This is a genomic window from Paenibacillus sp. Marseille-P2973 (assembly GCF_018101095.1).
Classification (GTDB): Bacteria; Bacillota; Bacilli; order Paenibacillales; family Paenibacillaceae; genus Fontibacillus; species Fontibacillus vini.
On record NZ_JAGQEH010000003.1, the window covers coordinates 528461 to 554048 of the forward strand.

Here is a 25588-nt window from a genome sequence, read left to right on the forward strand (position 1 = left end):
CATTATGCGTAGTTGGAAATCTGTATTGGGAACCATCGCGGCGTGGATTTATTTTTTGGCGGTTATGACCTGGCTGCTTCCCATGCTGTTTCTGGTTCCGATTATGACGCTCTCGGATATGGGAACCGTAATGGAATCCGGGTTTGCAGTCCCGAACACGGGCGTATTCTTGACGGCATTGTTTGGATTGTTTATCGGCTTATCTCTGATGATTCCGGCGTTCCGCAAGATGTATGACAAGTTGCCCTGGATGTTTCCCTACGTAAAAATAATGCTCATCAATACGATCATCGTAAGCGTGGCATTGCTGATACTGAATTTTGGGTACGAAGTGCAGAGCGACAGCAGACATATGGTGTGGACCATAGTGATGGTGGTCCAGATTATATTATGCCGGATTTTAATGAGTCTTTATTTTCACCGGAAAAGAGCCGCTTTAACGGGAGGGATGGCAAATGAGCGATCAATATCGGCACGATCTTGAACGCGGTGAGGTTGAAAAGCGTGAGCAAGCTCAGCAGCAGGCGACGGACGACGATACGACCCGGCAACAATCGGGAGGAAAGCTGCCATTTGCCGGGGATTCCCGACCGGAGCAGCCTGTCACTCCGAAGGCTAGGGACGACCGGAACAAGAACGGATCGTCCTATAAGCGGTTCGGCGCGTTTTCCATCGCTGCATTTTTTATTGTTATGATCGTTTATATGTTCTCCAGCCAATCCGTAGATACGTCCGATGCTGCCGTGAAAGCGCTGGCCGATCGGACCTCCACATCGCTGCTCGCCGGTGCGGTACTGCTGAAGGAGGACAAGAACATCGGCAAACAGGATTATACGATTACGCATAAGTCGCTAAGCGCGGATACGAAAATCTGGGTCTGGGATTATGCTGCGGAAGACGGCGATTACGTTCAGGTGCTAGTAAACGGAGCGCCCGTAGGCGATGCGTTTATGATCAAGCATAAACCGAGGGTATTAACCGTTCCGGCAGTTGGCGAGGTCCAAATAAAGGGCGTAAAAGACGGGGGCGGCGGGATCACCTACGCGATCCGGTATGAGGTGAACGGTACGAATTATTTTAATACTGCACCTCAGGGGGAGTTTAATAACTATACCCTGCAAAAAGAATAGCCGGAATTTAAGAAGCACAGGATGCAGAATTTCTTCTGTACCCTGTGCTTATCTTTTGTCATAATGCTGTTTATGAGAAAATGCTGTCCTCCATCGCAAAGTCGAAATCTCCGATATCAAATACCTGAACCGGGGCTTCGGCGGCGATGATCCGGCGGATCAGCTCTAGCTGGTCTGTTAAAATAGGGGCGTTCTCCCGCTGCGCGGCAAGCACGATTTCGGTTTCGATAGGATCGAGCAATTCGCCGTACTGTTCATTGTCAACCGAGTTGATGACGATCCAGGAGATATTGTCGCCAAACAGAATAGCAGGACTCTTTGACCAAGGGACGGCAAGCGCCCGTTCCAGCTTCTTCCGGTTCAGCGGTTCTTCCAGATAAGAGATCAGTTCGTTGATCTTGTTCTTGACGTGCAGGTCGTCCGAGGGATCGTTCATAAGCGGTTCCGGACTGTTTTGAAATTCATAGAGCTCCATGACGGTGGTGTAAGGGACAATATATTCGACAGGTGCTGAAGGCACCAGCAATTCACCGTAAATCGCCACCATCACGGCCTCGATTACAAATCGACGTGACATGGTTATCCTCCTAATGCGGCTGCTGCCTTTCGCTGCCTGTTCTTTGTTGCGTAGCGGTGAAAGTGGGGCTGGTACTTATGCGCCGCATCTTTTGCCGCGTTACAGGCAGTGACATGTTATTATGGAGTATATCATTATTGTGTTTACAAATACAGCTTTACGGGAAAAATACGCGGTTGTCCAAAGAAGGGAGGCTGTTGTATGGAAATAAACGTTAGAGCGGAAGGGCAGCTACTGCCGCAGTCGGTACTTACTTGGGTTGAGGAGCAAGCGGGTAGACGGACCGGAAAATTGGCCAGAGTGGAGCAAGTGATGCCGATGCAAGGGGGAATTTCTTCTGCGGTGTATGCATTGGAAATTTCATTGGCTGACGATAAAGAGCACCTGAATTGGGTACTGCGTCAATTTACGGACAAAGTCTGGCTTCAGGCGGAGCCGGATCTGGCCGAGCATGAAACGGCAGCATTGCAGGCCGCGAAATCGGCCGGAATACCTTCTCCGGAGTGGATTGCCGCAGATCCGACTGGCGAGCGGTGCGGATTGCCGATGGTGCTGATGAGCCGTCTCCCGGGTAAGGTAGTTTTGCCAGCGAGTCCCTCAGAGAGCTGGATTCGGGGACTGGCTGAAGCGGCAGCCGCAATGCATGGTAATCAGGCTTCGATGAATGAACCGATAGTATGGAACTATTTTACTTATAATAAAATAGAAGATCTTCAGGTACCTGCATGGACGACTACTCCTTCCGCTTGGGCCAAGCTGATTGAGCGCGTTAATAGACCGGCCCCCAATTATGTGCCTCGTCTCATTCATCGGGACTATCACCCGGCCAATGTGCTTTGGCTGCAGGACCGCGTGAGCGGCGTCGTGGATTGGGTAAATGCATGCCAAGGTCCTGCAGGGATCGATACCGGTCATTGCCGATTGAATTTGGTTCAACTGTACGGAGTGGAAACGACGGATGCTTTTATGGAAGCTTATCTGGCTTCTCCTGGAAGCGTGATAGAGGCAGCGGATCCTTATTGGGACATACTTACCTTGATTGAGGTACTGCCGGGTCCTCCCGGGGTATATAAAGGTTGGGAAGATCTTGGCTTTCAAGGACTGACCGCCGAATTGATCGAAGCGCGTCTCGACGCGTATGCAGAGAGATTGGCAAATGAAATAGAATTGTAAAAGTGATTCAGTCCATGTTGATCGGAATGAGAAATAAGGGACTTTAGGGGCGCTATTTGAGAGATTATAAGCTATACAGGAAAAATAAGGTGCTTTTAGGGTCTTATTTTGCAAACTGAGACCTGGACAGCCGACTTCAAGCATATTTAAGACAAATAAGGCCCCGGAAGGATCTTATTAACGAGGAAAATACTGATTTTGATAAAATAAGACCCAAAAAGTCCTCTATGGTTTGTTTTTCAAAATCAATTGTTCATTTTTGTAGAGAAAAGCAGAGGGAAGTGCAGCCGAGTTGAAACAATGGAAAGCTTATTTTAAATTTGTTAAGCCTTATACGAAGTGGATTGTATTAACCCTGATCATCGGGATTTTGAAATTTGGTATTCCATCATTATTGCCGCTCGTTCAGAAGTATGTAGTGGATGACATTTTGCTCAATCAGGCCGTGGATATAACTGAAAAAATAAACCGGCTTTTGGTTGTGCTTGGAGGTACGTTCTTTTTATTCGTGATTGTCCGGGGACCTGTCGAATATGCAAGGCAATATTTCGCTCAGTTCATTACAGCCAAAATTCTGTTCGACCTGCGCAACAAGCTGTATGCCCATTTACAGCGGTTGTCGCTCCGCTATTATCAAAATACCAAAGTGGGTGAAGTCATCTCCCGCTTTATCAATGACGCCGAGCAAACGAAAAATATCGTAGAAGTCGGCATGATGAATGTATGGCTGGATTCGTTCACTTTGGTGTTCGTGCTAGGTTTTATGTTCTATCTTAACCCGCTGCTTACCCTTGTCGCGATTTCCATATTTCCGCTTTATGCCATCGCGGTCAAAGTGTTGTACAAGCGGCTGAAGAAGCTTACCAAGGATCGCTCCGCCGCGCTGGCCGGGATCCAGGCTTATTTGCATGAGCGGATCCAGGGGATCTCGGTGATCCGCAGTTTTGCGCTGGAACGCCACGATGCGCGGCAGTTCGAGGGGATCAACGGTAAATATCTTAGCAGGGCAATGGCGCACAGCCGATGGAATGCATGGACATTCGCCATTATAAATACACTGACGGATATTGCGCCGCTGCTTGTCATCGGATACGGGGGTTACCAGGTGATCCAGGGTCATTTAACGCTGGGAACGTTCGTTGCGTTTTTTGGCTATCTCGATCGGTTATATGCACCGCTGAAACGCTTGATCAACTCTTCCACAATCCTGACCCAAGCATCCGCTTCCTGGGAAAGGGTGCTGGAATTGCTGGAGGAGCCGTATGAAATGACGGATGCCAAAGGCGCGGCGGTAATGCCGGCCGGCACTCATGGTATTACTTTTCGGAATGTATGGTTTAAATATCAGGAGCAAGGGAACTGGGTGCTTAAAAATATTTCGCTGCAGGTCAACCCGGGGCAGACGGTTGCTTTTGTCGGGATGAGCGGAGGCGGAAAGTCTTCTCTTGTCGGCTTGATTCCTCGCTTCTATGACATCCAGAAGGGTACGCTGACGGTCGGAGGAAAGGATGTCCGGGACTGGACGATGGAAAGCTTGCGCAGCCGGGTTGGTATGGTGCTCCAAGATAACTTCCTATTTAGCGGGAACGTGCGGGACAACATCAAACTGGGCAATCCCGAAGCGGATGACGAAGACGTCGTAGCCGCGGCAAAAGCGGCGAATGCGCACGAATTTATCATGGCGCTGCCGCAGGGCTATGATACCGAAGTGGGCGAACGGGGCGTGAAGCTGTCCGGTGGCCAGAAGCAGCGGGTTGCCATTGCCCGCGTATTCCTGAAGGATCCGCCGATCCTCATTCTGGATGAAGCAACATCAGCGCTTGATTTGGAATCGGAGCATCTGATCCAGCAATCGCTCCAGGACCTGTCCAAGAGCCGGACCACGCTGATCGTTGCTCACCGCTTATCCACGATTACATATGCGGATCTTATTATCGTGATGAAGAATGGGGCGGTAGCCGAACGGGGCACCCATGAAGAGTTGATGGCCAAGCCGGAAGGCGTCTACGCGCAATTGTATAATATTCAAAACCTGAATCATCAGTAAATGGATCAAAAAGATGGATCGCCTCAGTTGCCGGAGTACCGGCACACTGGGGCGATTATTTTTTCTATACAAGGTTGTATAATTTCAAGTTGATGTAGCAATTAAATAAATTGTAACTCAACTTTCGCAGCTTATTTTCGGTAGGTAAGCCTTGATGTAATTGGGCAAACCTGCGATCCATTGCTGAAGTTATGTTTGGATAAGCGTTGTAATCATGCTGGAGCATACATATCGGAATTATTGAGGAATATTAGAGGAATCATGCAAAAGTGCAGAAATTTATTAATTAACCGGTTCAAAAGAGAAACATTCCTGCAAAAATACATAATTACCCCTCATCCCGAGTAACTTTATCTCTACAAGTCCAAAAATACTGCACTATTGCATCAGTTCCGCTAATATTACGTTATCGTGGCTTAAACTAATGTAGAATTGCAGGAATTTAAAAGGATATCAATAAAAAGATTTGTTACTTGCTTCCTTCATCATCGTTGACGTCAAGCCGCGCAGTTGCGTGTTGCTTGCGCCAATGATAGCTACGGTATATTTAAGACTAGGGCTGGCCAAGGTTCTCAAGTTGCCCTTGCCGATAGTAGTAGTGGCAAAATACTAATTCTTTTAACCAGCATCATTGTAGGAATATTAATTATGTTCTCGCCAGTATTTATTACAGGATCTTATTATGACGTTAATAAAGTAATGGGAAATCTTTTAAGTGCTGAAATGGTCGTTAGAACTCTGGCTGTAGTTATTGGATTATTAACTATGTATGATGGTGTAAAGACATTTTTAAAAAATAAAATATCCTGAATTTGAAGTAAGACAAAAGGCTGTCTTTTGAATGAATGTTCAAGAGACAGCCTTTTCCAATTACGTTTTACATTTTGCCGATGAACAGCGAAAGGATTCCTGCAGCGATCAATGGGCCGACCGGCACGCCGCGGAAAAAGGCGACGCCAAGCACCGTGCCGATCAGGAGTCCGGCTACTACGGTAGGCTGGCTGCCCATCAGGGCGGCGCCTCGCCCGCCAAGCCAAGCGACCAGCATTCCTACAGCGATGGCGAGCAGAGACTTCCAATGAAAGAAGGAAGACCATAGGGTTTGAAGCGACAGCTTCCCGCTGGCGACGGGGGCCATCACGCCGATGGTCAGGATAATGATTCCTACCGTAAGACCGTATTTCTCCAACCAGGGGAAGGCGTAATGCATATGGAGAACACGGATCAGCAGGAGGACAATCATAGCAACGGTGATCGGCATATTGCTGCTGAAAATTCCCAACCCGGCCATGAGCAAAAGTAAAAGTGATACAACATCGATTTGATTCATGTATGAAATTCTCTCCTTACTCCATTCCTATGGAGTCTATGCCTTATCGGATAACAGATCGCTGATATGCTCTGCGAGCAGGCGTCCGTGATCGCGTCCGGATTCGATGAATACTTCGTTTGCGTTGCGGCCGGAAGCGATAACGCCGGCTACATAGATGCCGGGGATATTCGTCTCCATCGTCTCCGGATTAAAGACCGGTTTCTCCATCTCGCCGGACATTTCCACGCCGGCGTCCAGCATCAATTTCCGATCCGGGCGAAAGCCCGTCAAAGCGAGGACGAAATCATTCGGAAGCACGGTTTTTTCCCGCATATCCACGGATTCTACGATAACTTCCCGTTTATGGATTTCGATCACTCTCGATTCCAGCAAAAGCTTTATTTTCCCCTTGTTTACCATGCTTTCAAACACAGGCTTCACCCAGGGCTTGACGGATTCGGACATCTCCTTGCCTCGGTAAACAACCGTAACCTCGGCATCCACACGGATCAACTCCATTGCGGCATCGACTGCGGAGTTACTGCCGCCGATGATCGCAACCTTCATCCCTGCATAAGGGTGAGCTTCCTGGAAGTAATGGGTTACTTTATCGGTATCTTCCCCAGGGATTCCTAAAATATTTGGATGGTCAAAATAACCGGTAGAAATGACTACATAACGAGTAGGGTATTCCCACTTTTCACCGCTGCGTGTGACGGAATGAACGATAAAAGTGCCGTCCGGCTGACGTTCGATCCGGGTAGCTTCTTCGTAAGAAGCAATATGCACGCCGTAGTGTTGGGTAACCCGGCGGTAATAGGCGAGCGCTTCGTGACGGAAAGGTTTCTCGTTGGGAGAAACAAAAGGGATGTCGCCGATCTCCAGCATTTCTGCCGTACTGAAAAACTGCATATGTGTAGGATAGGAAAAAATCGAATGGACGAGGCAGTTTTTTTCAAGAATGAGCGTATGTAAGCCGCGCCGCTGACATTCGATGGCGGCGGATAGTCCGCAAGGACCCGCTCCGATGATTATGACGTCTTGCATGAGAGTCCTCCTAAAGTAAATTTGGTTGCCGAACATTAACATCCTACCGCAAACGCCAAAGAATATCCAGAGACGTGCCCTTTATCGGGCATGGCTTGTCCAGGGTATGACTTTTCTATGAAGATTTGCATAAATAGCGTTCAAATTTAAAATTTAAGGATACAATAGTATTGAAAGCGCTTCCTACCCATGAAAAATCCAAGTTGGGAGGTACCATTCATGTTATTCTGGATGAAAAATAACCGTAAGCGCAGTAAAGTCGCCGGTTCCCCTCCTGCCGTGCAGGTGTCGTTGGAAGAAGTAAAACAAGCCGTTCGAAAATATGAGACCGATATGCCGGAAGGAATTAACCGCAAATCCTTGCTGTTACCTGACGGAAGTCTGGATTTGCAACGATTGTCCCGTTATTTGGGCGGGGTGAGTGACCAGAAATTTTATTTGTCGCGTGAAACTTACGAGATTTTTGCAGAGGCAGACCGGGAAATTCCTTATTATCTGGATCTCGTACAGGTAGCGGTGGATACGTATATGGAGGAAACCGGCAAGCTGCCTGTCTTGAAACCGCAAGCGCCATATCAGGTTGATTTCAGGCTGCTGCATACGGAGCATTATCTCAAAGAGATACCACCTTTTCCGCTATATATCACGGATCAGGAAATGCTGCTCACGCACCGTCCCAAACAGGTAATATAGTAGGCTATAAAGATTTAACCTGACTTAAGCGCAAGCTCCGTAAAAGGAGATGCGCTTTTTTGTTTTGCCGAGACAATTTGACAGGCAGTTTTACAATAGAGGGAGAGAGATATACAGAAATGGGGGAGTAGGTATGGAACAGATTAAAGCGGTTTTGTTCGATTTGGACAACACGCTCATGGACCGAGACCGGACTTTCCGGGGATTCGCCAGGCAATTAATAAGCGAACGGGTGAAGGTCAGCGGTCCGGAGGAGACGGAACGGATTATTGAATATATGATTGAGAGCGACGCGGATGGATACCGTCCGAAAGAGGGCTTTTTCAAGGAACTGATACAGGAACTGCCATGGATAGTCAAGCCGGATTTGACGGAGCTGAAGTCTTATTATGATAAAAACTACATGTCTCACGCCCGTATAATGGAGCATGCGGTTGAAACTTTAAAGGCTTGCCGTTCGCTGGGACTTAAGTTGGGTATCATTACGAACGGATTTAGTCATTTGCAGCATAGGAAAATTGATCTGCTGGAGCTGAGGGATCATTTCGACGCAATAGTCGTATCCGGTGATATCGGCATCAAAAAGCCGGATGAAAGAATCTACCGACTCGCATTGAAAAAGCTTGGCGTCCGTGCGGAGGATACGGTGATTGTCGGCGATCATCCCCGCAACGACATCTGGGGAGCCGCTCAGATAGGAATCCGTGGGATATGGCTGCTTCGAAAGCACGTTTGGTCCTCTGATCTGGAGGGAGGCACACCTTGGCACACGATCAAGGAATTGGATGAAGTCGCTCCATTGCTTCAGGCATCCTGTTTAACGGCGAAGTGAATTTCAAGTACAGGTTGACAAATGTTTCCTGATTCGAATATGATGTAGACAAATCTTTTCAAGGAGGCTGGTAATTATGTACGGAGTAAACCAAACGGTATTCACAACAATCCAACATATGATTACGGTCTCTGAACGGGATAACTGTTAGCAGGCGTTTTTCGTTGTTTATCGGAACAACGATAGAACTGTCTTGACAATGGAATATTGCCGCAGGACCGTAATGGTCCTGCGGTTTTTTCGTCTCCGGAGTTTTATTTGCTGTTCTTGCGGAGATGAGGGCGCGGGTGCTTTTGGCCGCGTCTTTTTTGTTTTTATTGTCCCTTTGAAAAGAAGCAACTATATAGCGAATTGGAGGAATTCGATTTGAACTCAAAATTAAAAGTAAACAGTATGCAAGATAACACCCTGGATATGAATATGCTCGGTTGGGGCCTTAGATGGGAGACGGCTTTTGCAGAGCTGAAGCTGGAAGATGCCGAACCTGGACGGATCGTAGCCGATCACGGGCATAAATACCGCGTAATTACGAAGCGGGGGGAAGGATGGGCCGAACTTTCCGGGAAGCTTCAACATGAGCTTCCCGATAGAAGCGACTATCCGGCTGTAGGGGATTGGGTAGCACTGCGGTATTTTTCCGACGGGGAAAAGGACGGCATGATCCATGGTATTCTGCCGAGATCCAGCCGGATATCCCGTAGGGCTGCAGGCTCGGTGCCGGTAGAGCAGATGATCGCCGCAAATGTTGACGTATTGTTGCTCGTGGCTGCACTGAATTTGGATTTTAATCTTCGCCGTTTGGAGCGTTATCTGGTTATGGCTTGGAATAGCGGAGCGAGTCCTGTCATTTTGTTGAGCAAGGCGGATCTTTGTGAGGATCCTGCACATTTTGTAAGGGAGACGGAAAATATCGCTCCGGGAGTTCCGGTCATCGCGGTCAGTGCCGCCCAAGATCAGGGAAGAGAAGAGCTGGAGGCCCTGCTGCAGCCCGGCATGACCATTGCTCTAACCGGCTCTTCGGGCGCGGGCAAATCGACGATCCTGAACTGGATCGCCAATGAGGAGGTCCAGCTTACCCAGGACATCCGGGAAAGCGACAGCCGTGGCCGCCATACGACGACTCACAGAGAAATGTTCGTGCTCCCGCAAGGAGCGGTGATGATCGATACGCCGGGAATGCGGGAACTGCAGCTATGGGACGATGCCGAAGGCGGCTGGTCCGAGGCCTTTAACGATATTGAAGAACTTGCTGCGCAATGCCGGTTCGGAGATTGCCTGCATGAGCGGGAAGCCGGATGCTCGGTGCAAGAGGCCGTAAACAGCGGCGAGCTGGACCGTAAAAGGCTTGATAATTACCGTAAAACCCGGAGGGAATTGAAATTCCAAGCCTCGAAGGAGCGGCAACGCCAGAGAAATGATCGGAGAACAACCGGTAAAAAAGAGGCCCCCCGGGGGAAAGGGGAGCAGCGTAGACGTTTCGAGCAACAAATGGAATAATTAGAAATTAAAGGACGGCTTAGGTAGCAAGTCAGCGAACCGGAAGAAACATGTCGAACACTAAGAATCCTTGTCAGACGCGGCGTTTAGCCGTTTAAACCTCGAGAATCGGGTTAAATTAGGAGTAAGAACAAGGCAGGAAAAATGTTCCTGCTGAGAGATTACCTGATGGAGGATGAGGAATATGGCCATAGACCGGTTTATTATTAAGAAAATACAAACCTGCACCTATGAACCGATGCGTGTGAATCTGCTGCGTTTGTTGCTGATCCGGATCGAGAAGGCGATGCATGAAGAAGAGGCCCACAAGACGACAGCTTATTAACCGTCGCCCGGGCCTCTTTATTTTCATAAATCATAAATATGTCTGTAACATGCAAAGTGTTACGTGCTTTGCTTAATAAAGCGAAAGAGCCAAGGAATCAAACTCGCTCTTGCTGTGAAGGATCGCCTCGGAGCCTTCAATTTCGATACTGATCAATGAATTCAGGCATTTCTTCAAAGCTTGTTTTCCGGTGCGAATCTTATTTTCCAGTGCACTAGTCAGTAGTTTCAATGTACGTTGTACGGGTTGTTTGGTATCGGTGTTAAAATATACGGGAACTTGGTTGTCTTGGAAAGTTATTAAAATTTTCATAGCTAATCACCTCTATACAGTGGTCTCATAATACACATTGTAAAGCAGAAATCTTAAAAATAGATTAAGATTACATTATAATTCAATTAAGGTTTTGTGACGGGCAGCCAAAAATGATAGAATTCTATGGTTGCCTTTTCATTTTATTACGGATAAATACGAAAATAAGTTTCATACTGCGTAAAAAAATGTGATTCAGCTCCTAGATTAATGGGTACTTTGTAATAGATTACCATAAATTTCCGATCAACAGCATTTTAAACAGTGGTATGATTACAACATCCCGAAAAATAACAGTATATCAATTTATGTTCATAAAGAGAGCGCAATCGACGAATTGAAGCAAAGGAGGTTAATAGAATGATAGTAGCTAATACGTCGCAAGAATCAGCTTTAACGCTAGATTCAAAAGAATTATTTTATTTGGCGGATTTGCTGGGCGCGGATTGCCTGGACTGTGTGGAGAATCCCTTTCGGGGATATTTGCAGAATGAAGCAGCGGAGAACCGGGATGATGTCCGCGAATCTCTGATTGCAAAAGGCGTCATAAATAGAGCTGTGGGAGATATCGCAATTCCACAGGAGATGTTCTCCAGACTGGCCGCATTGCTGTTCTCGGATAAAGCCTGCTGGATGAAATACAAAACCGGAACCCAAATAAACGAAGAATTTTTACATATTACAAACGAGCGGGTCGTCACGCTGGAGAGGATGCCTGAGGATCCGACCCTCCACCGGATGGATGAGATTGGCGAGGTAAACAAAGCATGCGGGGTGCTGGCCGGCAAGCTGAAATGGAATATGCATACCCCGGGAGAATTACCGGCTCTACTGCTGTCCAGGCGTCAATTTGAAGAAATCGTGAAGCATTTGGATGAATTGGAGATGGATGATATTTTAGCGGAGTTGTCCAAAGTATCGGATGACCAAGAGGGAATCATTGCACTCGCCAAGTGCATGAAAACCAGCGTGTCTCACGGAGACCTAAGGTTCTATGCCCGTCATGGAGAGAACTGGGAGAGACAGAGCGCTAAATTTATCAATAATCATCATATGAACTGGCTGATCCGTACCAGTTCCAGAGAGGATGAGGATTGGCTAATCGCCACTCCGACACCGAGCGAGAAATTTCAAGAAATGCTGCAGCATTGGTTTCAGCAGCCAAGCGGACAAGGTCTTACGGAATAGAGAAATATTAATTACGTCTCCGGTGTAACCGGGTAATGGCATAATACAAGGAACAGCTCCGGGTCAGGGGCTGTTTTTTTGCATTTATTTTTTTATTGTAATTATATTGACTGAATCGTGTATAGTGTATATATTGTATATATACATTAACGACAAAGTGAACAGTGATAAGGAAGGTGACCATGAACATTTTACTGTCTCCTTCTTCGGGCGAGCCGATTTATTTGCAGATTGTCAGACAGATGCGAGGGAGCATCTTGCAGGGAGAACTACTCCCTGGAACCCCGCTGCCGTCCATCCGCCAATTGGCGAAGGATTTGCAAATCAGCGTCATTACGACAAAACGCGCATATAACGAGCTTGAACAAGAGGGACTTATCGATTCCGTGGTCGGGAAGGGTTCCTTCGTGGCCGGAGGAAACCAGGAGTTTATCCGCGAACAGCGGATACGCATGCTGGAGGACAAAATCAAAGAATTGCTGGAGGAAAGCCGCAGCATTCCCGTCAGCGTGGATGAATTAATCGATTGGATCAGATTGCTGGAGAATGAGGGAGGTCCTGATAAATGAATGCAGTTGAAGTGAAGGGGTTATCCAAAAGCTATGGCGGCTATGCGATGAACGATATTTCTTTTCCGGTGCCGCGCGGTTATATTACGGGACTAATCGGGCCAAACGGGGCCGGTAAGAGCACGATTATCAAGGCAATTATGGGGATGATCGTACCTGACGGGGGAGTCATCACCGTGTTGGGTCAAAATGCCGGGGCGACGGAAGGAAATTACAAACAAGAAATCGGGTATATTTCGGACGAAAATATTTTTTACGAGTATTTGTCCATGGAACAGATGAAGCGGATTATCGCTCCTTTTTATGCCCGGTGGGATGAAGATCTTTACCTTAAATATATGGATTTATTTGAATTGCCGTCCCGGAAAAAAATCAAGGATTGCTCCAAAGGCATGAAGACCAAATATGCGATCGCACTGGCTCTGTCGCATCATCCCTCGCTCCTGATCATGGACGAGCCGACGGCCGGTCTGGATCCTGTCTTTCGGCGGGAACTGCTCGACCTTCTGGCGGACTATATTTTGGAGGAGGAAAATACGATTCTTTTCTCATCGCACTTGACGACGGATTTAGACCGGGTAGCCGACTATGTGACGTTTATTGACCGCGGCCGGCTTGTATTTTCGGATAACAAAGATGAAATCTTGGAGAGATACTCGATCGTCAAGGGCGCGAAGGAATTGCTGGACGGTGACATCCGTAAAGAAATGATCGGGATCCGCGAGACGGAGGTTGGATTCGAAGGGCTGTCCGGAAACCGGGATAAAGCGGTAAAGCTATTCGGGGACAAAGTGCTTTATCAACGGCCTACCCTGGAGGATATTATGTATTTTACGTCTAAAGGGGGTAAACAGCATGCCTAAAATCATCTGCCTGGTTCACAAGGATCTCATTCTTGTTCAGCGTTATTTATGGCTGATTGTAATCTATGCATTCATTTTTTCGGGGTTTATCCAAAGTAATGATTCTGCGCTCCTATATGGATTGCTCCCGGGCCTGCTGCTCATTTTAGCGATCGGGACGGATATGAGACTGCCGAACCAGCAATTTCTGGTCAGCCTTCCGGTGAAACGAAATTATCTCATTTTTTCGAAATATGCGTCCTCCTTTATTTTTCTGATTTTGGGGATCGCTGTTTGCTTATTGATGAACATGGTCACGGATTTAGTGGATTACGGAACATTAAAAATAAACGCTTCGCTCGTAATCGGAACTTTCATTTCCATGACGCTGTTTACGTCCATCTACTTGCCGCTCTATTATTGGCTCGGATTGAAGGGAGCCCAGTTTCTGAATATGGCGATGATGATCATCATTATGGTCAGCAACGGAGCGGTATCGTCTTTGCTGGGCAGCGAGGACATGTCCCGACCGCTGGAATGGGTATCCGCCCATTCATTGGCAGCGAGCGTCCTTATTGCGAGCGCTACGGCGCTGGTGGTGTTTATATCGTATCAAATATCGCTTGCAATTTTCAGGAAAAAGGATTTGTAAGCTTGGCGGGTGATTAAACCGCACCTCTTTTTGGGTAATCTTGAGACAGGAACTTTACTAAGTCCTTAACCCATTTAATAATAGGAGCGTGTGGCATCATGGCTGAAAATCAAAGCAATCGTCAGCGTTTTCAGGGAAAGACAGCGATCGTGACCGGAGCGGGGTCCGGAATTGGCAAAGCGACGGCGATCAAGCTGGCAAACGAAGGGGCCAAGGTCGCGCTCTTTGATCTGATGAATGATCGCACCCGCACAACGGAACACCAGATCAACAATATTTACCGCGGCGTTTCGCGCGCTTTCGATGTAGACGTGTCCGATCCGGTGCGGATGGAGGAAGCGGTAGAAGAGGTCGTAAAGACGTTTGGCGGCATCGACATCGTGTTTGCAAATGCGGGTATTAACGGCGCTTTGGCACCGGTGGACGAAATGAGTTTCGAAGATTGGGAAAAAACGCTGCGCATTAACTTGAACGGCACGTTTCTGACCGTGAAATATACCGTACCCCACTTGAAAAAACAAGGGGGAGGCAGCATCATTATCACCAGCTCGATCAACGGGAACGACCGGTTTGCCGGGTTCGGGATGTCGGCGTACAGTACGACCAAGGCAGGGCAAGTTGCTTTTACGAAAATGACGGCCCTGGAGCTGGCCAAATACAAAATCCGGGTCAATGCGATCTGTCCCGGAGCTATCGCCACAAATATTGATTCAACCTCCGAAATCAGTGAGGAGCTGGAAGAGATCATTATTCCGGTAGAGTATCCCGAGGGGGCGCAACCGCTGGCCGACGGACCTGGCCAGCCGGAAAATGTTGCCGACCTGGTCGCATTCCTGGCTTCCGACGAGTCTGTTCATGTAACCGGTGCGAGAATTGTGATCGACGGCGCAGAATCTCTGCTGTAACCGTGTAAAAGGAAGAAATTAATAAAACCTTCAAGCCCCAGTAAAAGTGGGCTTGAAGGTTTTACTGTTTAATGGCAGGTTAAGAGCTGCTGTAAATGAGCCGGCTTCAGAATAAACGGTTCCCGGGAAACGTAATCCAAACTGAAGCCGGAGATCAGTTCAACGGCAGCGACCGGTTCGAACCGGTCGATCAATCCGCTGATATAGGCCAGCCAGCCGATGACGGCCTCGGGGCGTGTACCCGCAGCCCGCAAGCTGGCGAGTCCGAGATCTCCGTGGCGCTTGGCCAGCCGGCGACCGTCTTCGCCCAGCAGCAGCGGAGCATGCGCAAACGCCGGCGGTGTATAGCCCAGTGCGGTGTAAAGCTCAAGCTGGCGCGGCGTCGAGTCCAGCAGATCGCCGCCTCGCAGCACATCGGTGATGCCCATCAGAGCATCATCGACCGTTACGGCGAGCTGATAGGAATACATCCCGTCCGCCCGCCGGACTACGAAATCACCGCCGCTGCCCGGCGGAAAGCTCTGCGGTCCGAATATACCGTCCAGGAAGCGGACCGGTTCGTTTCCGATAGCGAACCGGAGCGACGGCGTCTTGCGGGCCTCCCGTTCCTGGCGCTCTTCGAGGCTTAGGCTGCGGCAGGTTCCGGGATACGGCGCACCTTCGGACGATAGTCCGTGCGGCGCTCCGGCCACGGCCAGCAGCTCGGCCCGGCTGCAATAACAAGGATACAGCCTTCCGGCTTCCTGAAGTTTCCGAAGGGCTTCTTCATAATAAGACCCGCGCTGACTTTGCCAATAAGGGCCGCCGGCGGGATCGGTACCCGGGCCTTCATCCCAATCCAGCCCGAGCCATCGAAGGTCTTCCAAAATCCGCTCCGTAATTTCCGGTTTGGAGCGCTGTATGTCGATATCTTCAATCCGCAGGATAAATACCCCGCCCGCCGCCCTCATCTGCAGCCAGGAGAGCAGGGCGATTTTTGCATTTCCGAGATGCATGTCGCCGGAGGGCGTAGGGGCAAATCTTCCCCTTTTCATTGTGCTTCACTTCCTTTAAAAACCGTCGGTCTCTTCAATTTGTTTGGGGGCATCCATTTTCTCGATCTCGATTTTCCGTATGCGGCTATCCTCCCGTTCCAGCACCGTAAAGCTGAACTCGCCATAATCGAGCCGGGTTCCTTCTTCAATATCGATGTCATGGCCGTAGACCCAGCCCCCGATTGTATCGGTATCATCGTCCTCCAAATCCGTGAGCAGGAGATCATTGATGTGGGAGATCGATACTTTGCCGTCTACGATGAGATGATTCTCCTTGAGAATCGTAATTTCCTGCTCCTCCTCGGTATCGAATTCGTCGCGGATTTCACCGACGATTTCCTCCAGCACATCCTCGATCGTGATCATCCCGGAAGTGCCGCCGTATTCGTCGATCAGGAGGGCGATATGGGAGCGTTCTTTTTGCATGCGGGACAGCAGCTTGGTTAAAGGGATGTTTTCCGAAGCGGTCATTACCGGCCGAACAAGGGATGCCAACGGAGCATCCGGCTGGTCTTCGTAATTCAAGAACAGCTGCTTGGTATTGATCACGCCGATGATGTCGTCCTTATTCTCGCGGATGACGGGGAACCGGGTATATTGCTCCGATTTGATGATTTCCAGGTTTTCTTCCCGCGTTTTGTTGGCATATAGACAGACCATATCTGTCCGCGGAACCATGATATCTTTGGCGGACAGCTCGTCGAACGCAAAGATCCGGCTCAAATAATTATATTCATTGCTGTTGATCTCTCCGTGCTCCAGACTTACGCTGAGCAGCTCCTGAAGCTCTTCTTCCGAGTGCGCGTCATCGCTCTCTGTAGTGGAACGCAGCCCGAGAATAGAGACAATGCGGCCGGATGAGCGGTTGAGCAGCCAGACCAGGGGAGACATCAGCCCGGTAAACCAAAGCAGCGGCCGGGATGCGGCGAGAGCGAAGGATTCCCCCTTTTGGGAGGCCAGCATCCGGGGCACCGTTGCGCCAAGAACTACATGCAAATAAGTTATTACCAGGAAGGCTATCGCGAAGGATAATACGGCTTCGAGCTTTTCCGGAAGCATGAACAGCCGGAAAAGGGGGTTCAGCCAAACTTGGGCTAACGGCTGCGCCATCCATCCGAGAAGAAGCGAAGTCACCGTGATGCCGAGCTGGCAGGCCGAGAGAGCCTGCTGCGGCCTGCGCATCAGTTTTACCAGTGCAGACCCGGATCTGCGGCCCTCGCGAAGCAGTGCTTCCGCCCGGCCGGAACGCAATCCGCGGAGAGAAAACTCCGCGATGACGAAAAAAGCGGTCATCATGACCAGCAGAAGGATCAGCAAGAAACTCCAAAGGGTTCCGTCCGGATTCATGATCGTTAAATTTCCCTCCCGTGACCGGCAAACCTTTTCTAATTATACAAGAGAGATTCCCGTGCATCAAAGAAAACACCGGGCTTTTCGAGTATGATAAAATGAGTTATCCGTGAAGGCTTGTTTATGCCGGATTGTTTGTTTTTGAAATAGTGTAACCCCGTAAGGAGAGAAAGATGAATCGATTACTGATGCCTATAGATGAAGTGATCCCGAGTCTTCGGGAAAATTTGAATTCCGCTGGGGCCGCCGTGTTGATTGCGGAGCCGGGTGCGGGAAAAACGACGCGTACGCCGCTCGAACTGTTGAACGAGCCCTGGATGGAAGGACAGCAGATGATTCTGCTGGAGCCTCGCAGGCTCGCCGCCAGATCGGCCGCGCTCTATATGGCCGGGCAACTGGGCGAGCGAGTAGGGGAGACGGTGGGGTACCGGATCCGCACCGAGAGCAAGGTGTCCTCCCGTACCAAAATTACGGTGGTCACGGAAGGTATTCTCACGCGAATGCTGCAAAATGACCCGGCGCTGATCGGCACGGGCCTTCTGATCTTTGATGAATTTCATGAGCGAAGCCTGCATGCCGATCTGGGACTGGCGCTGGCGCTTCAGAGCAGGCAACTGCTGCGCGAAGACTTGCGCATTCTTGTGATGTCCGCCACGCTGGACGCAAGTCCGGTGGCGGAGCTGCTCGGGAATGCGCCGGTGGTTCAAAGCCGGGGACGGATGTACCCGGTGGAGACGGTGTTTGCCGGCCGTCCGCAAGGGGAGACGCTGGAAGCGGCGGTCGCGCGGACGGTGCATCGGGCGCTGGCCGAGCATGAGGGCAGCGTCCTGGTCTTTTTGCCCGGCGCGCGTGAAATTCGCCGGGTCGAATCGGCGCTCGCGGGGCAGGTGCCCGCGGGCGTGACGGTGGCGCCGCTGTACGGCGCGCTGCCGCAAGAGCAGCAGCAGCGGGCGATCGGGGCGGCGCCGGATGGCGGGCGCAAGGTCGTGCTGGCCACGTCGATCGCCGAGACCAGCCTGACGGTGTCAGGCGTCACGGTCGTGATCGACAGCGGGCTGCGCCGGACCGCGCTGTTCTCGCCGCGCACCGGCATGAGTCGGCTCGTCACGGTGCGCGCCGCCCGCGATGCCGCCGACCAGCGGCGCGGCCGGGCGGGCCGCACGGCGCCCGGGACGTGTTACCGCCTCTGGACGGAGGCGGAGGACCGGGCGCTTGCGCCGAGCACGCCTCCGGAAATGCTGGAGGCGGACTTGACGCCGCTGGCGCTGGAGCTGGCGGCCTGGGGCGCCGAGTCCCCGGCCGAGCTGGCGTGGCTCGACGCGCCCCCGGCGGCGCCTTACGGCCAGGCCGTGCAGCTGCTGCGCCAGCTCGGCGCGCTCGATGCCGCCGGCCGCATCACCGGCCACGGCCGGCGCATGGCCGCGCTCGGCCTGCATCCGCGGCTCGCGCATATGCTGCTGCGCGCCCGGCCGCTCGGCCTTGGGCGTGCAGCCTGCCGCATGGCCGCGCTGTTGGAGGAGCCGGGCCTCATCAAAGGCCCGGCCGCGGGAAGCGACGGCGACCTGCGCAGCCGCCTCGCGATTCTAATGGCCGCCGGCGGAGATAGCGGCATTATACATCATGCCGCCCATGCTACCCACAATGATGGGCATACGGCCGGCAGCGCGGACATCCAGCGGCTGCTTACGGTCAGCCGGCAGTGGGAGAACCGGCTGGAGGCTCAGCTGCCGGATTCGGTCGTTACCGATGCCGCCGGAGACTGGTGGAACATGTGCGGCCTACTCATTTCGTTTGCTTATCCGGATCGAATCGCCCGGCGCCGGGGAGACGGGAGGTACTTGCTGCGTTCCGGCAGAGGCGCGGCTTTTGCCCGCCAGCAACCGCTTAGCGCGGAAGACTTTCTGGCGATCGCCGAGGTGGATGACGAGGGCCCGGAAGGCAGGATTCTTCTGGCTGCTCCGATGCAAGAGTCCTGGTTGACCGAATATTACGGGGACGAGCTGAAGGAAGAGAAGACGGCTGAATGGAACGAGGAAATCGGAGCCGTTCGGGCACGAATTATCTTGTCCCTCGGCGCTATCGTGCTGAAGGATCAACCGGATCCCAAGCCTTCGCCGGAGCTGGTCCTTCAGGCCCTGCTGCGAATCGTGGCGGAGCAGGGGCCAACCATTTTGCCTTGGAATGCTAAATCGAGGCAGCTTCAGGCCAGAATTCTGTTCTTGCGGCAGATGAATGAAGAACGATGGCCGGACGTCTCTGACGAGGCCCTATCGAAGGAAGCGGCCGAATGGTTTGCTCCCTACGTGGCCGGCTTCCGCAAAAAGTCGGATTTGCAGATCTTGTCCCTACACCAAATCCTTGAAAATCGCCTTGGCTGGCAGCTGGTACAGGAGCTGAACGAAGAAGCTCCAACCCATTTGCTCGTGCCGAGCGGTTCAAAGATCCCGGTCCAATATGACGGGCCGCAAGCGCCCTATGCATCCGTGCGTCTCCAGGAAGTGTTCGGGATGATGGAAACGCCGCGGATCGGTTACGGACGGATTCCGATTACACTGCATCTTTTATCACCGGCCAGCAGGCCGGTACAGGTGACGGCAGATTTGACCAGCTTTTGGAATAACACCTATTTTGAAGTGAAAAAAGACCTGAAGGGCCGATACCCGAAGCATTATTGGCCGGATGATCCCTTGGAGGCAACCGCGACCCGCCGCGTCCGTCCAGGGAATGGCAAATAGAAAGGGGAAGGGTTTGAGGCCCGCAACCTACGGGTAATGAAGGGAAACCAGTTTACCAGGAGGTTGATCCCTATGAGCAAAAAAATAGTCGGTGTTTTTGAAAGCGAAAGGGAAGCTACTGCTGCCATCGAAGCACTCCAACAGCAGGGATTTTCAGCGGAAGAGATTTCCGTGTTGTCCCGGGACCGCCGGGACCGTGAAGCGATCCAGGATGAGACAGGAAGCAAGGCGCCGGAAGGCGTAGCCGTGGGCGCGACGACAGGCGGTTTGTTGGGCGGCGTAGCCGGTCTGCTGGCAGGCATCGGAGCTCTCGCCATTCCCGGGATCGGTCCGGTCATTGCCGCTGGTCCGATTGCGGCGGCGTTGACCGGGATGGCTGCCGGGGCTGGAGCGGGCGGCCTTGCCGGAGGACTGATCGGTCTCGGTATCCCGGAAAATGAAGCAAAAGCGTACGAGTCCTATCTGGATGAAGGCAAGATTCTTGTCCTGGTGGATGAGGACAACCGCAGCAGCCATGTCTATGACACTTTCCGGAGTAATCGTTCGCTGAACTCGGATATTTACGCTGCCGGTCTGGTCGACCCGTACCGCAACGATCCTTCGAGTCGTTTGTAACCAATTATTGTAACTCATAAGACATCACGCCCGGGCGGCGTCTAATGGATCAAGTGGCCGGATTTGGCCTTCTCGACCCATTTGGCGGCCGCCTTATTTACGGACTTTTTGAGCCCAAGTCCCAAAGCGAGTGATAATCCCGCATAGAGCAACAATACATAAATGTCTCTGGTGACGATGTCCTGCACGCTCCCGCCAACAGCTTCCCGCATCAGGCTAATGCCGTACGTAAAGGGAAGGAAGGGATAGATCGCTTGAAAAAACGGCGGAGTCACCTGGATTGGGAATGTGCCTCCCGAGCCGGCTAACTGTAATACCAGCAGGACGATGGCCATCGCTTTTCCTACGTTCCCGAATACGGAAACGAGCGTATAAATGATGAGCATAAATACCGCGGCGAGCAGCAGCCCATACAGTACGAATCGGAGCGGATCGGCGGCGTACGTGCCGAGAATCAGGAGGTCACCCACGGTTGTGAACACGGTTTGCAGAAGCGCCAACGTCAAGAAGGTGAGAAACCTCCCCAAATATTCGTGGTAACTACGGATACCGTCAAGCCGGTCATGGACCTCGACGGTAAGCATGGATACAAGCAGCAATCCCCCGACCCAAACCGACAACGTCGTGAAAAACGGAGACATCGCCGAACCGTAATTCGGAATAGGGAACACCCGGTTCTCCTTCAAAATGACCGGCTCGGCGAAAAACTCACTTTCCTTGGCAAAATCCAGGCTTAGTAATCCGATCAGATCCTCCAAGGTTCCTTCCTTCTCGAGCGAGGTGATCCTCCGGGTTACTTCCTGGAGCTTTTTTTCGGCTGTCGGGAGTTCCTTGCGAATCTCCTCGGCCCCCTTAATAGCTGCAGTAAGCCCTTTTCCGGCATCAGTAAGCACCTTGTCGATGACGGGAAGATCACCCGTCGCTTCCTGAAGTAATTTCCCGGCATGGCTTGCTTCCTGCTTCAGTGTATCCATCGCCGATTTAATAGCGGGCTGAATGATATTGTCGAAGTTGCCGGACAGCCGGTTAAGCCGGTCGGCTGCCGATTCAGCCAAGCCATGCAGCTTGGTCAGCGCTGCTATTGCGGCGTCTTTAAGGCCTGGAGCGGCTCCGGTCTCAACGGCCGAGGAGCGAACGCCAGGGAAGAGACCGGCCATTTGATTGAATTCGCCGCCGGCTTGGCGAAGTTCGGCAACGGCTCCGGTCAGTTTGTTCCCGGGCGCCGAGGGCTCCAAACGTGCCAGCATGTCAGCGAGTGATTCGGCAATACCCGCCGCAACGGAAAGACCCTGGGTCAGATGCTCGGACTGCTGCGGGGTCAGCAATTCTTTACTTTCATCTTCATTGTCTTGTTCCAATTTCGCCAACAGAAGTCCGGTGGTACGGGATGCCAGGTCCGCCGCTTGCGTCAACTGGATAAGGGTATCTTTTACGATAGGAGAAGATGTCTCCAAAACCTCGCCGCCCCGGTTCAGAAAAGCTGAAGTGTTGTCGGCCCATTGCTTTCCTTTATCCGCCAATTCAGCGGCATGCGGCAGCTCATTCTGAACTTTGCCTACGATGTTTTGAGTGGCATGCAAATCATCTACAGCCGTCCCTGCCGCCTGGTTGATTTCCGGGTACAGTTCCTGAAATCGCAATGCCAAGGTTTTCATTTTACGGATTAACGGAAGCTCCTGCTTTAGTTCTAGTCCGATCTGATTGAAGATGCTGAAGATCGCCCCGTTAGCCGTTTTGATGAAATTCCGGTTTACTTCGCTGGTGACAGAGCTCGCGCCCTTGGCGGTGATTTTCGGAGCGACCGCGTTTATTTTTTCGTTCACATAATACAGAATCTCTGCTTTCTCCGGGGTCGGCGTTAATACCGAAGCAATCCGCGCGGAAAAGGAATCGGGAATCACGATTACGGCGTAGTACTGCCCTCTTTTTAATCCTTTCATCGCTTTATCTTCGCTGGTGAATATCCATCCTATATTATGATTTTCTCGAAGTGAGGAGATGATTTCATCGCCGATCTTCAAGGATTGTCCCCTCAAAGTCGACCCTGCATCCTGGTTTACGACCGCAACCCGAATCCCGGAAGTTTGGCTGTAAGGATCCCAGGAAGCTTTTATATTGAACCAGGCATAGAGCGAAGGGAGGATGATCAATCCGCCTATAATCACCGCCGCAGCCCAGTTCGTGACGATTCCTCGCAGATCTTTTATATAAATTGCAAATATCGGTTTCATGAGAGGCCCCGTTTCGTCTTTTGAGCGCTAGTATCCCACCAGGACCCCTAATCCATTCGAATAGATACCGCTTTCAAAATTTCTATTGACGAGTGGGAGATGCTTGATTTATGATTAGCACATAACAAAAAACCGATTTCATATGGCGTGTTACCGTTACTGCTAATGGGCATGAGCCAAGGAAAGCTGACCTAGTTCAATAGGCTTCTTTTCTTGGCTCTTTTTATTGCCTTTTGAAAATAATACATCGACTCGCCAGGCATAATATTAAACATCATGCAACATGCAATCGGTATAAAATAGTGGGGATTTAGCCGTTGTTTTACACTGCAGTCACTCACTCAATTCGGATAGGAGGGTCCAAAAGATGTTTTCAAAATGGAGAAAGAAATCTGCTGAGTCTAAAGTTGTAGAGGTTGCCGCGCCGGTTACAGGGCGGGCCGTTCCTTTGTCGGAGGTTCCCGATGAGGCTTTTGCCGGAGGGCATATGGGGCAGGGGATCGCTATTGAGCCTGAGGAGGGGAAACTGATTGCGCCGTTCGACGGGACCGTGGTCCATGTCATTAAGTCCAGTCACGCGGTAATGGTTGAGAATGCTGAAGGAATGCAATTTTTGTTCCACATCGGGATCAACACGGTGTCTTTAAAAGGGGAAGGTTTTAACTCCCATGTGTCTACGGGAGATAAGGTGAAAGCAGGGCAAGTCCTGATCGAGTTCGACATCTCGAAAATCAAAGAAGCAGGATATCCGGTCATCACCCCGATCATTGTTACAAACGCTGACGAAGTGGCTAGCGGACTAGAGACACTCACCGGACCTGTGACAGCAGGCAGAGATGTCATTTTAAAAGCGGTTTTGAAGTCTTAGATAGTACTACAAAAAGGAAAGGATGATTTGGAATGTTGGCTTTTCTTCAAAAAATCGGGAAGTCATTGATGCTACCGGTAGCAACGTTACCAGCGGCAGCAATCCTGAATCGCTTCGGCGCCGTTGATTACATCAAAGATTTTCACTTCGGAGATAGTGTTGGGGGGTTCTTTAATACTTACATCGCCCCGTTTCTGACTGCGGGCGGGGGCACGATCTTTGACAACCTGCCTTTAATTTTTGCAGTCGGTGTTGCGATCGGGCTTGCGGGTGACGCCGTTGCGGCTTTGTCAGCCGTCATTGGACAGTTAATTTTACTTAAAGTGCTTGCTATCGTACCGGGAATATTTCCGGGCTTAATGCAAGCAGGCGCGGATACTAAATTGAACATGGGTGTGCTCGGGGGTATCTTTGTAGGTTGTATCTCAGCTTTTCTATACAATAAATATCATAAGATCAAGCTTCCGGATTGGCTCGGCTTCTTCGGAGGCAAACGTTTCGTTCCTATGGTCACCGCTTTTACAATGATTTTCGTTGGTTTGATTTTCGGTTTGATCTGGGGGCCGATTCAAAGTGTTCTGGATACCTTCGGCAACTGGGTTACAAGCCTTGGCGGGGTAGGATCCGCAATTCATATTGTTGCTAACCGCCTCCTCGTACCATTTGGACTGCATCACATTATTAACTCGATCGTTTGGTTCCAAATCGGCGACTTCACGAACGCTGCAGGCGATGTTATTCATGGTGACTTGTATCGTTTCTTCGCGGGAGACAGATCAGCAGGTATGTTCATGACAGGGTTCTTCCCGGTTATGATGTTCGGTCTTCCAGCAGCAGCATTCGCTATTATCCATACAGCTAAACCAGAAAGACGTAAAACGGTTGCGTCTATCTTCGTGGGTGCTGCATTTGCTTCTTTCTTGACGGGTATTACTGAACCTCTGGAATTTGCGTTCATGTTCGTTGCTCCTGTTCTTTATGGTGTGCACGTCGTATTATCCGGTATCGCAGCGTATGTTACTACCGCGCTTGGCATGAAACTTGGATTTGGTTTCTCGGCCGGTTTCATTGACTATGCGATAAACTACGGAATTTCTACAAAACCGCTGTTACTCATTCCAGTGGGTCTCGTCACCGCCTTGGTATACTATGTGTTGTTCCGCTTCCTTATTGTGAAGATGAACCTGAAAACACCGGGCCGTGAAGATGATTTTGATGATGTTGAGGTTGTAGAAGAAGAAACAACTTCTGGTGGAGCTGTATCTTCAAACAGCCGTTCTGCTCAAATCTTGACTCAACTTGGCGGACCTAGCAACATCGAATCCGTGGATGCTTGTATCACACGTCTGCGTCTTATCGTTAAAGATGAGAAGATTGTAAACGACGCCGGATTGAAAAAGCTTGGTGCTTCCGGGGTTATGAGGCTCGGCAAAGGTGCTGTTCAGGTCGTATTTGGACCACAATCCGAAGGAATCAAGGATGAAATCAAAACAATGCTGTAAAATTAGATAAGGCTAAGCAAGGCCTCTGTAAGCAGGGTGGATCAAGATCCACCCTGCTTTTTAATGTGCAAAGGGGCTTTTTCTTGGATTAAGTACGCGAATAAAACGATAACGACTCATTTGTGATGGGAATCACAAGCGGGGAGGAAGAG

25 protein-coding genes are annotated in these 25588 nt (G+C 50.7%); 18 read left to right on the forward strand and 7 right to left on the reverse strand.

Going from position 1 to position 25588, the window contains the following annotated elements; genetic code table 11:
- Nucleotides 1–4: 4 nt before the first annotated feature.
- The gene (locus KB559_RS09390; RefSeq protein WP_211021445.1) at nt 5–484 is read left to right on the forward strand and encodes a hypothetical protein; all 480 of its coding nucleotides are present in this window, start codon (nt 5–7) and stop codon (nt 482–484) included.
- A complete protein-coding gene (locus KB559_RS09395) occupies nt 456–1130 on the forward strand; it encodes a hypothetical protein (RefSeq protein WP_211021446.1) in 675 nt (224 codons plus the stop codon). Before KB559_RS09390 ends, KB559_RS09395 begins: the two co-directional genes overlap by 29 nt.
- Nucleotides 1131–1200: 70 nt before the next feature.
- Here KB559_RS09395 and KB559_RS09400 read toward each other — a convergent pair whose 3' ends face one another.
- On the reverse strand, nt 1201–1707 hold the full coding sequence (locus KB559_RS09400) for an ADP-heptose synthase (protein WP_211021447.1): 507 nt from the start codon (nt 1705–1707) through the stop codon (nt 1201–1203).
- A 201-nt stretch (nt 1708–1908) separates the two neighbouring features.
- On the opposite strand from KB559_RS09400, the gene KB559_RS09405 reads away from it, so the two are divergent.
- The 3 genes from KB559_RS09405 (at nt 1909) to KB559_RS25570 (ending at nt 5737) form a co-directional block, all read left to right on the forward strand.
- The gene (locus tag KB559_RS09405; RefSeq protein ID WP_211021448.1) at nt 1909–2880 is read left to right on the forward strand and encodes a phosphotransferase family protein; all 972 of its coding nucleotides are present in this window, start codon (nt 1909–1911) and stop codon (nt 2878–2880) included.
- Nucleotides 2881–3172: 292 nt separating this feature from the next.
- Entirely contained in the window at nt 3173–4927 is a 1755-nt protein-coding gene (locus KB559_RS09410) for an ABC transporter ATP-binding protein (protein ID WP_211021449.1), read from the forward strand.
- Nucleotides 4928–5437: 510 nt separating this feature from the next.
- Nucleotides 5438–5737 carry a hypothetical protein gene (locus tag KB559_RS25570; protein WP_211021536.1) on the forward strand — a complete coding sequence of 100 codons (300 nt, stop codon included), beginning with the start codon at nt 5438–5440 and terminating at the stop codon, nt 5735–5737.
- Between the two features lie 67 nt (nt 5738–5804).
- Here the strand turns inward: KB559_RS25570 and KB559_RS09420 are convergent, their stop codons facing one another.
- Nucleotides 5805–6257 carry a DUF441 domain-containing protein gene (locus KB559_RS09420; RefSeq protein WP_211021450.1) on the reverse strand — a complete coding sequence of 151 codons (453 nt, stop codon included), beginning with the start codon at nt 6255–6257 and terminating at the stop codon, nt 5805–5807.
- Between the two features lie 36 nt (nt 6258–6293).
- On the reverse strand, nt 6294–7286 hold the full coding sequence (locus tag KB559_RS09425; protein ID WP_211021451.1) for a YpdA family putative bacillithiol disulfide reductase: 993 nt from the start codon (nt 7284–7286) through the stop codon (nt 6294–6296).
- Between the two features lie 219 nt (nt 7287–7505).
- Between KB559_RS09425 and KB559_RS09430 the strand changes: the two genes are divergently transcribed.
- The 4 genes from KB559_RS09430 (at nt 7506) to KB559_RS09445 (ending at nt 10633) form a co-directional block, all read left to right on the forward strand.
- A complete protein-coding gene (locus KB559_RS09430) occupies nt 7506–7979 on the forward strand; it encodes a DUF3939 domain-containing protein (protein ID WP_211021452.1) in 474 nt (157 codons plus the stop codon).
- 133 nt (nt 7980–8112) lie between these two features.
- Complete coding sequence (locus tag KB559_RS09435; RefSeq protein ID WP_211021453.1) at nt 8113–8811, forward strand: HAD family hydrolase; 699 nt, start codon at nt 8113–8115, stop codon at nt 8809–8811.
- Between the two features lie 408 nt (nt 8812–9219).
- Nucleotides 9220–10308 carry a ribosome small subunit-dependent GTPase A gene (rsgA, locus tag KB559_RS09440; RefSeq protein ID WP_481856448.1) on the forward strand — a complete coding sequence of 363 codons (1089 nt, stop codon included), beginning with the start codon at nt 9220–9222 and terminating at the stop codon, nt 10306–10308.
- A 184-nt stretch (nt 10309–10492) separates the two neighbouring features.
- Entirely contained in the window at nt 10493–10633 is a 141-nt protein-coding gene (locus KB559_RS09445; protein ID WP_211021454.1) for a hypothetical protein, read from the forward strand.
- 72 nt (nt 10634–10705) lie between these two features.
- Here the strand turns inward: KB559_RS09445 and KB559_RS09450 are convergent, their stop codons facing one another.
- A complete protein-coding gene (locus KB559_RS09450) occupies nt 10706–10945 on the reverse strand; it encodes a hypothetical protein (RefSeq protein WP_211021455.1) in 240 nt (79 codons plus the stop codon).
- Between the two features lie 360 nt (nt 10946–11305).
- Between KB559_RS09450 and KB559_RS09455 the strand changes: the two genes are divergently transcribed.
- The 5 genes from KB559_RS09455 (at nt 11306) to KB559_RS09475 (ending at nt 15101) form a co-directional block, all read left to right on the forward strand.
- Complete coding sequence (locus KB559_RS09455; protein ID WP_211021456.1) at nt 11306–12133, forward strand: hypothetical protein; 828 nt, start codon at nt 11306–11308, stop codon at nt 12131–12133.
- A 182-nt stretch (nt 12134–12315) separates the two neighbouring features.
- Nucleotides 12316–12702, forward strand: a complete 387-nt coding sequence (locus KB559_RS09460; RefSeq protein WP_211021457.1) for a GntR family transcriptional regulator — start codon at nt 12316–12318, stop codon at nt 12700–12702.
- A complete protein-coding gene (locus KB559_RS09465; protein ID WP_211021458.1) occupies nt 12699–13565 on the forward strand; it encodes an ABC transporter ATP-binding protein in 867 nt (288 codons plus the stop codon). The genes KB559_RS09460 and KB559_RS09465 overlap by 4 nt, the downstream gene beginning before the upstream one ends.
- Nucleotides 13558–14196, forward strand: a complete 639-nt coding sequence (locus KB559_RS09470; protein ID WP_211021459.1) for an ABC-2 transporter permease — start codon at nt 13558–13560, stop codon at nt 14194–14196. Before KB559_RS09465 ends, KB559_RS09470 begins: the two co-directional genes overlap by 8 nt.
- Nucleotides 14197–14294: 98 nt before the next feature.
- A complete protein-coding gene (locus KB559_RS09475) occupies nt 14295–15101 on the forward strand; it encodes an SDR family oxidoreductase (RefSeq protein ID WP_211021460.1) in 807 nt (268 codons plus the stop codon).
- Nucleotides 15102–15169: 68 nt separating this feature from the next.
- On the opposite strand, the gene gluQRS is transcribed toward KB559_RS09475, so the two are convergent.
- A complete protein-coding gene (gene gluQRS / locus KB559_RS09480) occupies nt 15170–16135 on the reverse strand; it encodes a tRNA glutamyl-Q(34) synthetase GluQRS (protein ID WP_211021461.1) in 966 nt (321 codons plus the stop codon).
- A gap of 15 nt (nt 16136–16150) precedes the next feature.
- The gene (locus tag KB559_RS09485) at nt 16151–17482 is read right to left on the reverse strand and encodes a hemolysin family protein (RefSeq protein ID WP_211021462.1); all 1332 of its coding nucleotides are present in this window, start codon (nt 17480–17482) and stop codon (nt 16151–16153) included.
- Nucleotides 17483–17658: 176 nt separating this feature from the next.
- Between KB559_RS09485 and hrpB the strand changes: the two genes are divergently transcribed.
- Both hrpB and KB559_RS09495 read left to right on the forward strand, forming a co-directional pair.
- The gene (gene hrpB, locus KB559_RS09490; protein ID WP_211021463.1) at nt 17659–20220 is read left to right on the forward strand and encodes an ATP-dependent helicase HrpB; all 2562 of its coding nucleotides are present in this window, start codon (nt 17659–17661) and stop codon (nt 20218–20220) included.
- Between the two features lie 72 nt (nt 20221–20292).
- Nucleotides 20293–20835 (forward strand): general stress protein, encoded by a 543-nt coding sequence (locus KB559_RS09495; protein ID WP_211021464.1) that lies wholly within the window; start codon nt 20293–20295, stop codon nt 20833–20835.
- A 41-nt stretch (nt 20836–20876) separates the two neighbouring features.
- Here KB559_RS09495 and KB559_RS09500 read toward each other — a convergent pair whose 3' ends face one another.
- Nucleotides 20877–23066, reverse strand: a complete 2190-nt coding sequence (locus KB559_RS09500; RefSeq protein ID WP_211021465.1) for a YhgE/Pip domain-containing protein — start codon at nt 23064–23066, stop codon at nt 20877–20879.
- Between the two features lie 367 nt (nt 23067–23433).
- Between KB559_RS09500 and KB559_RS09505 the strand changes: the two genes are divergently transcribed.
- Nucleotides 23434–23934, forward strand: coding sequence for a PTS sugar transporter subunit IIA (locus KB559_RS09505; RefSeq protein WP_211021466.1), 501 nt, complete (start codon nt 23434–23436; stop codon nt 23932–23934).
- A gap of 32 nt (nt 23935–23966) precedes the next feature.
- A complete protein-coding gene (locus tag KB559_RS09510) occupies nt 23967–25436 on the forward strand; it encodes a PTS transporter subunit EIIC (RefSeq protein WP_211021467.1) in 1470 nt (489 codons plus the stop codon).
- Nucleotides 25437–25588: the final 152 nt, after the last annotated feature.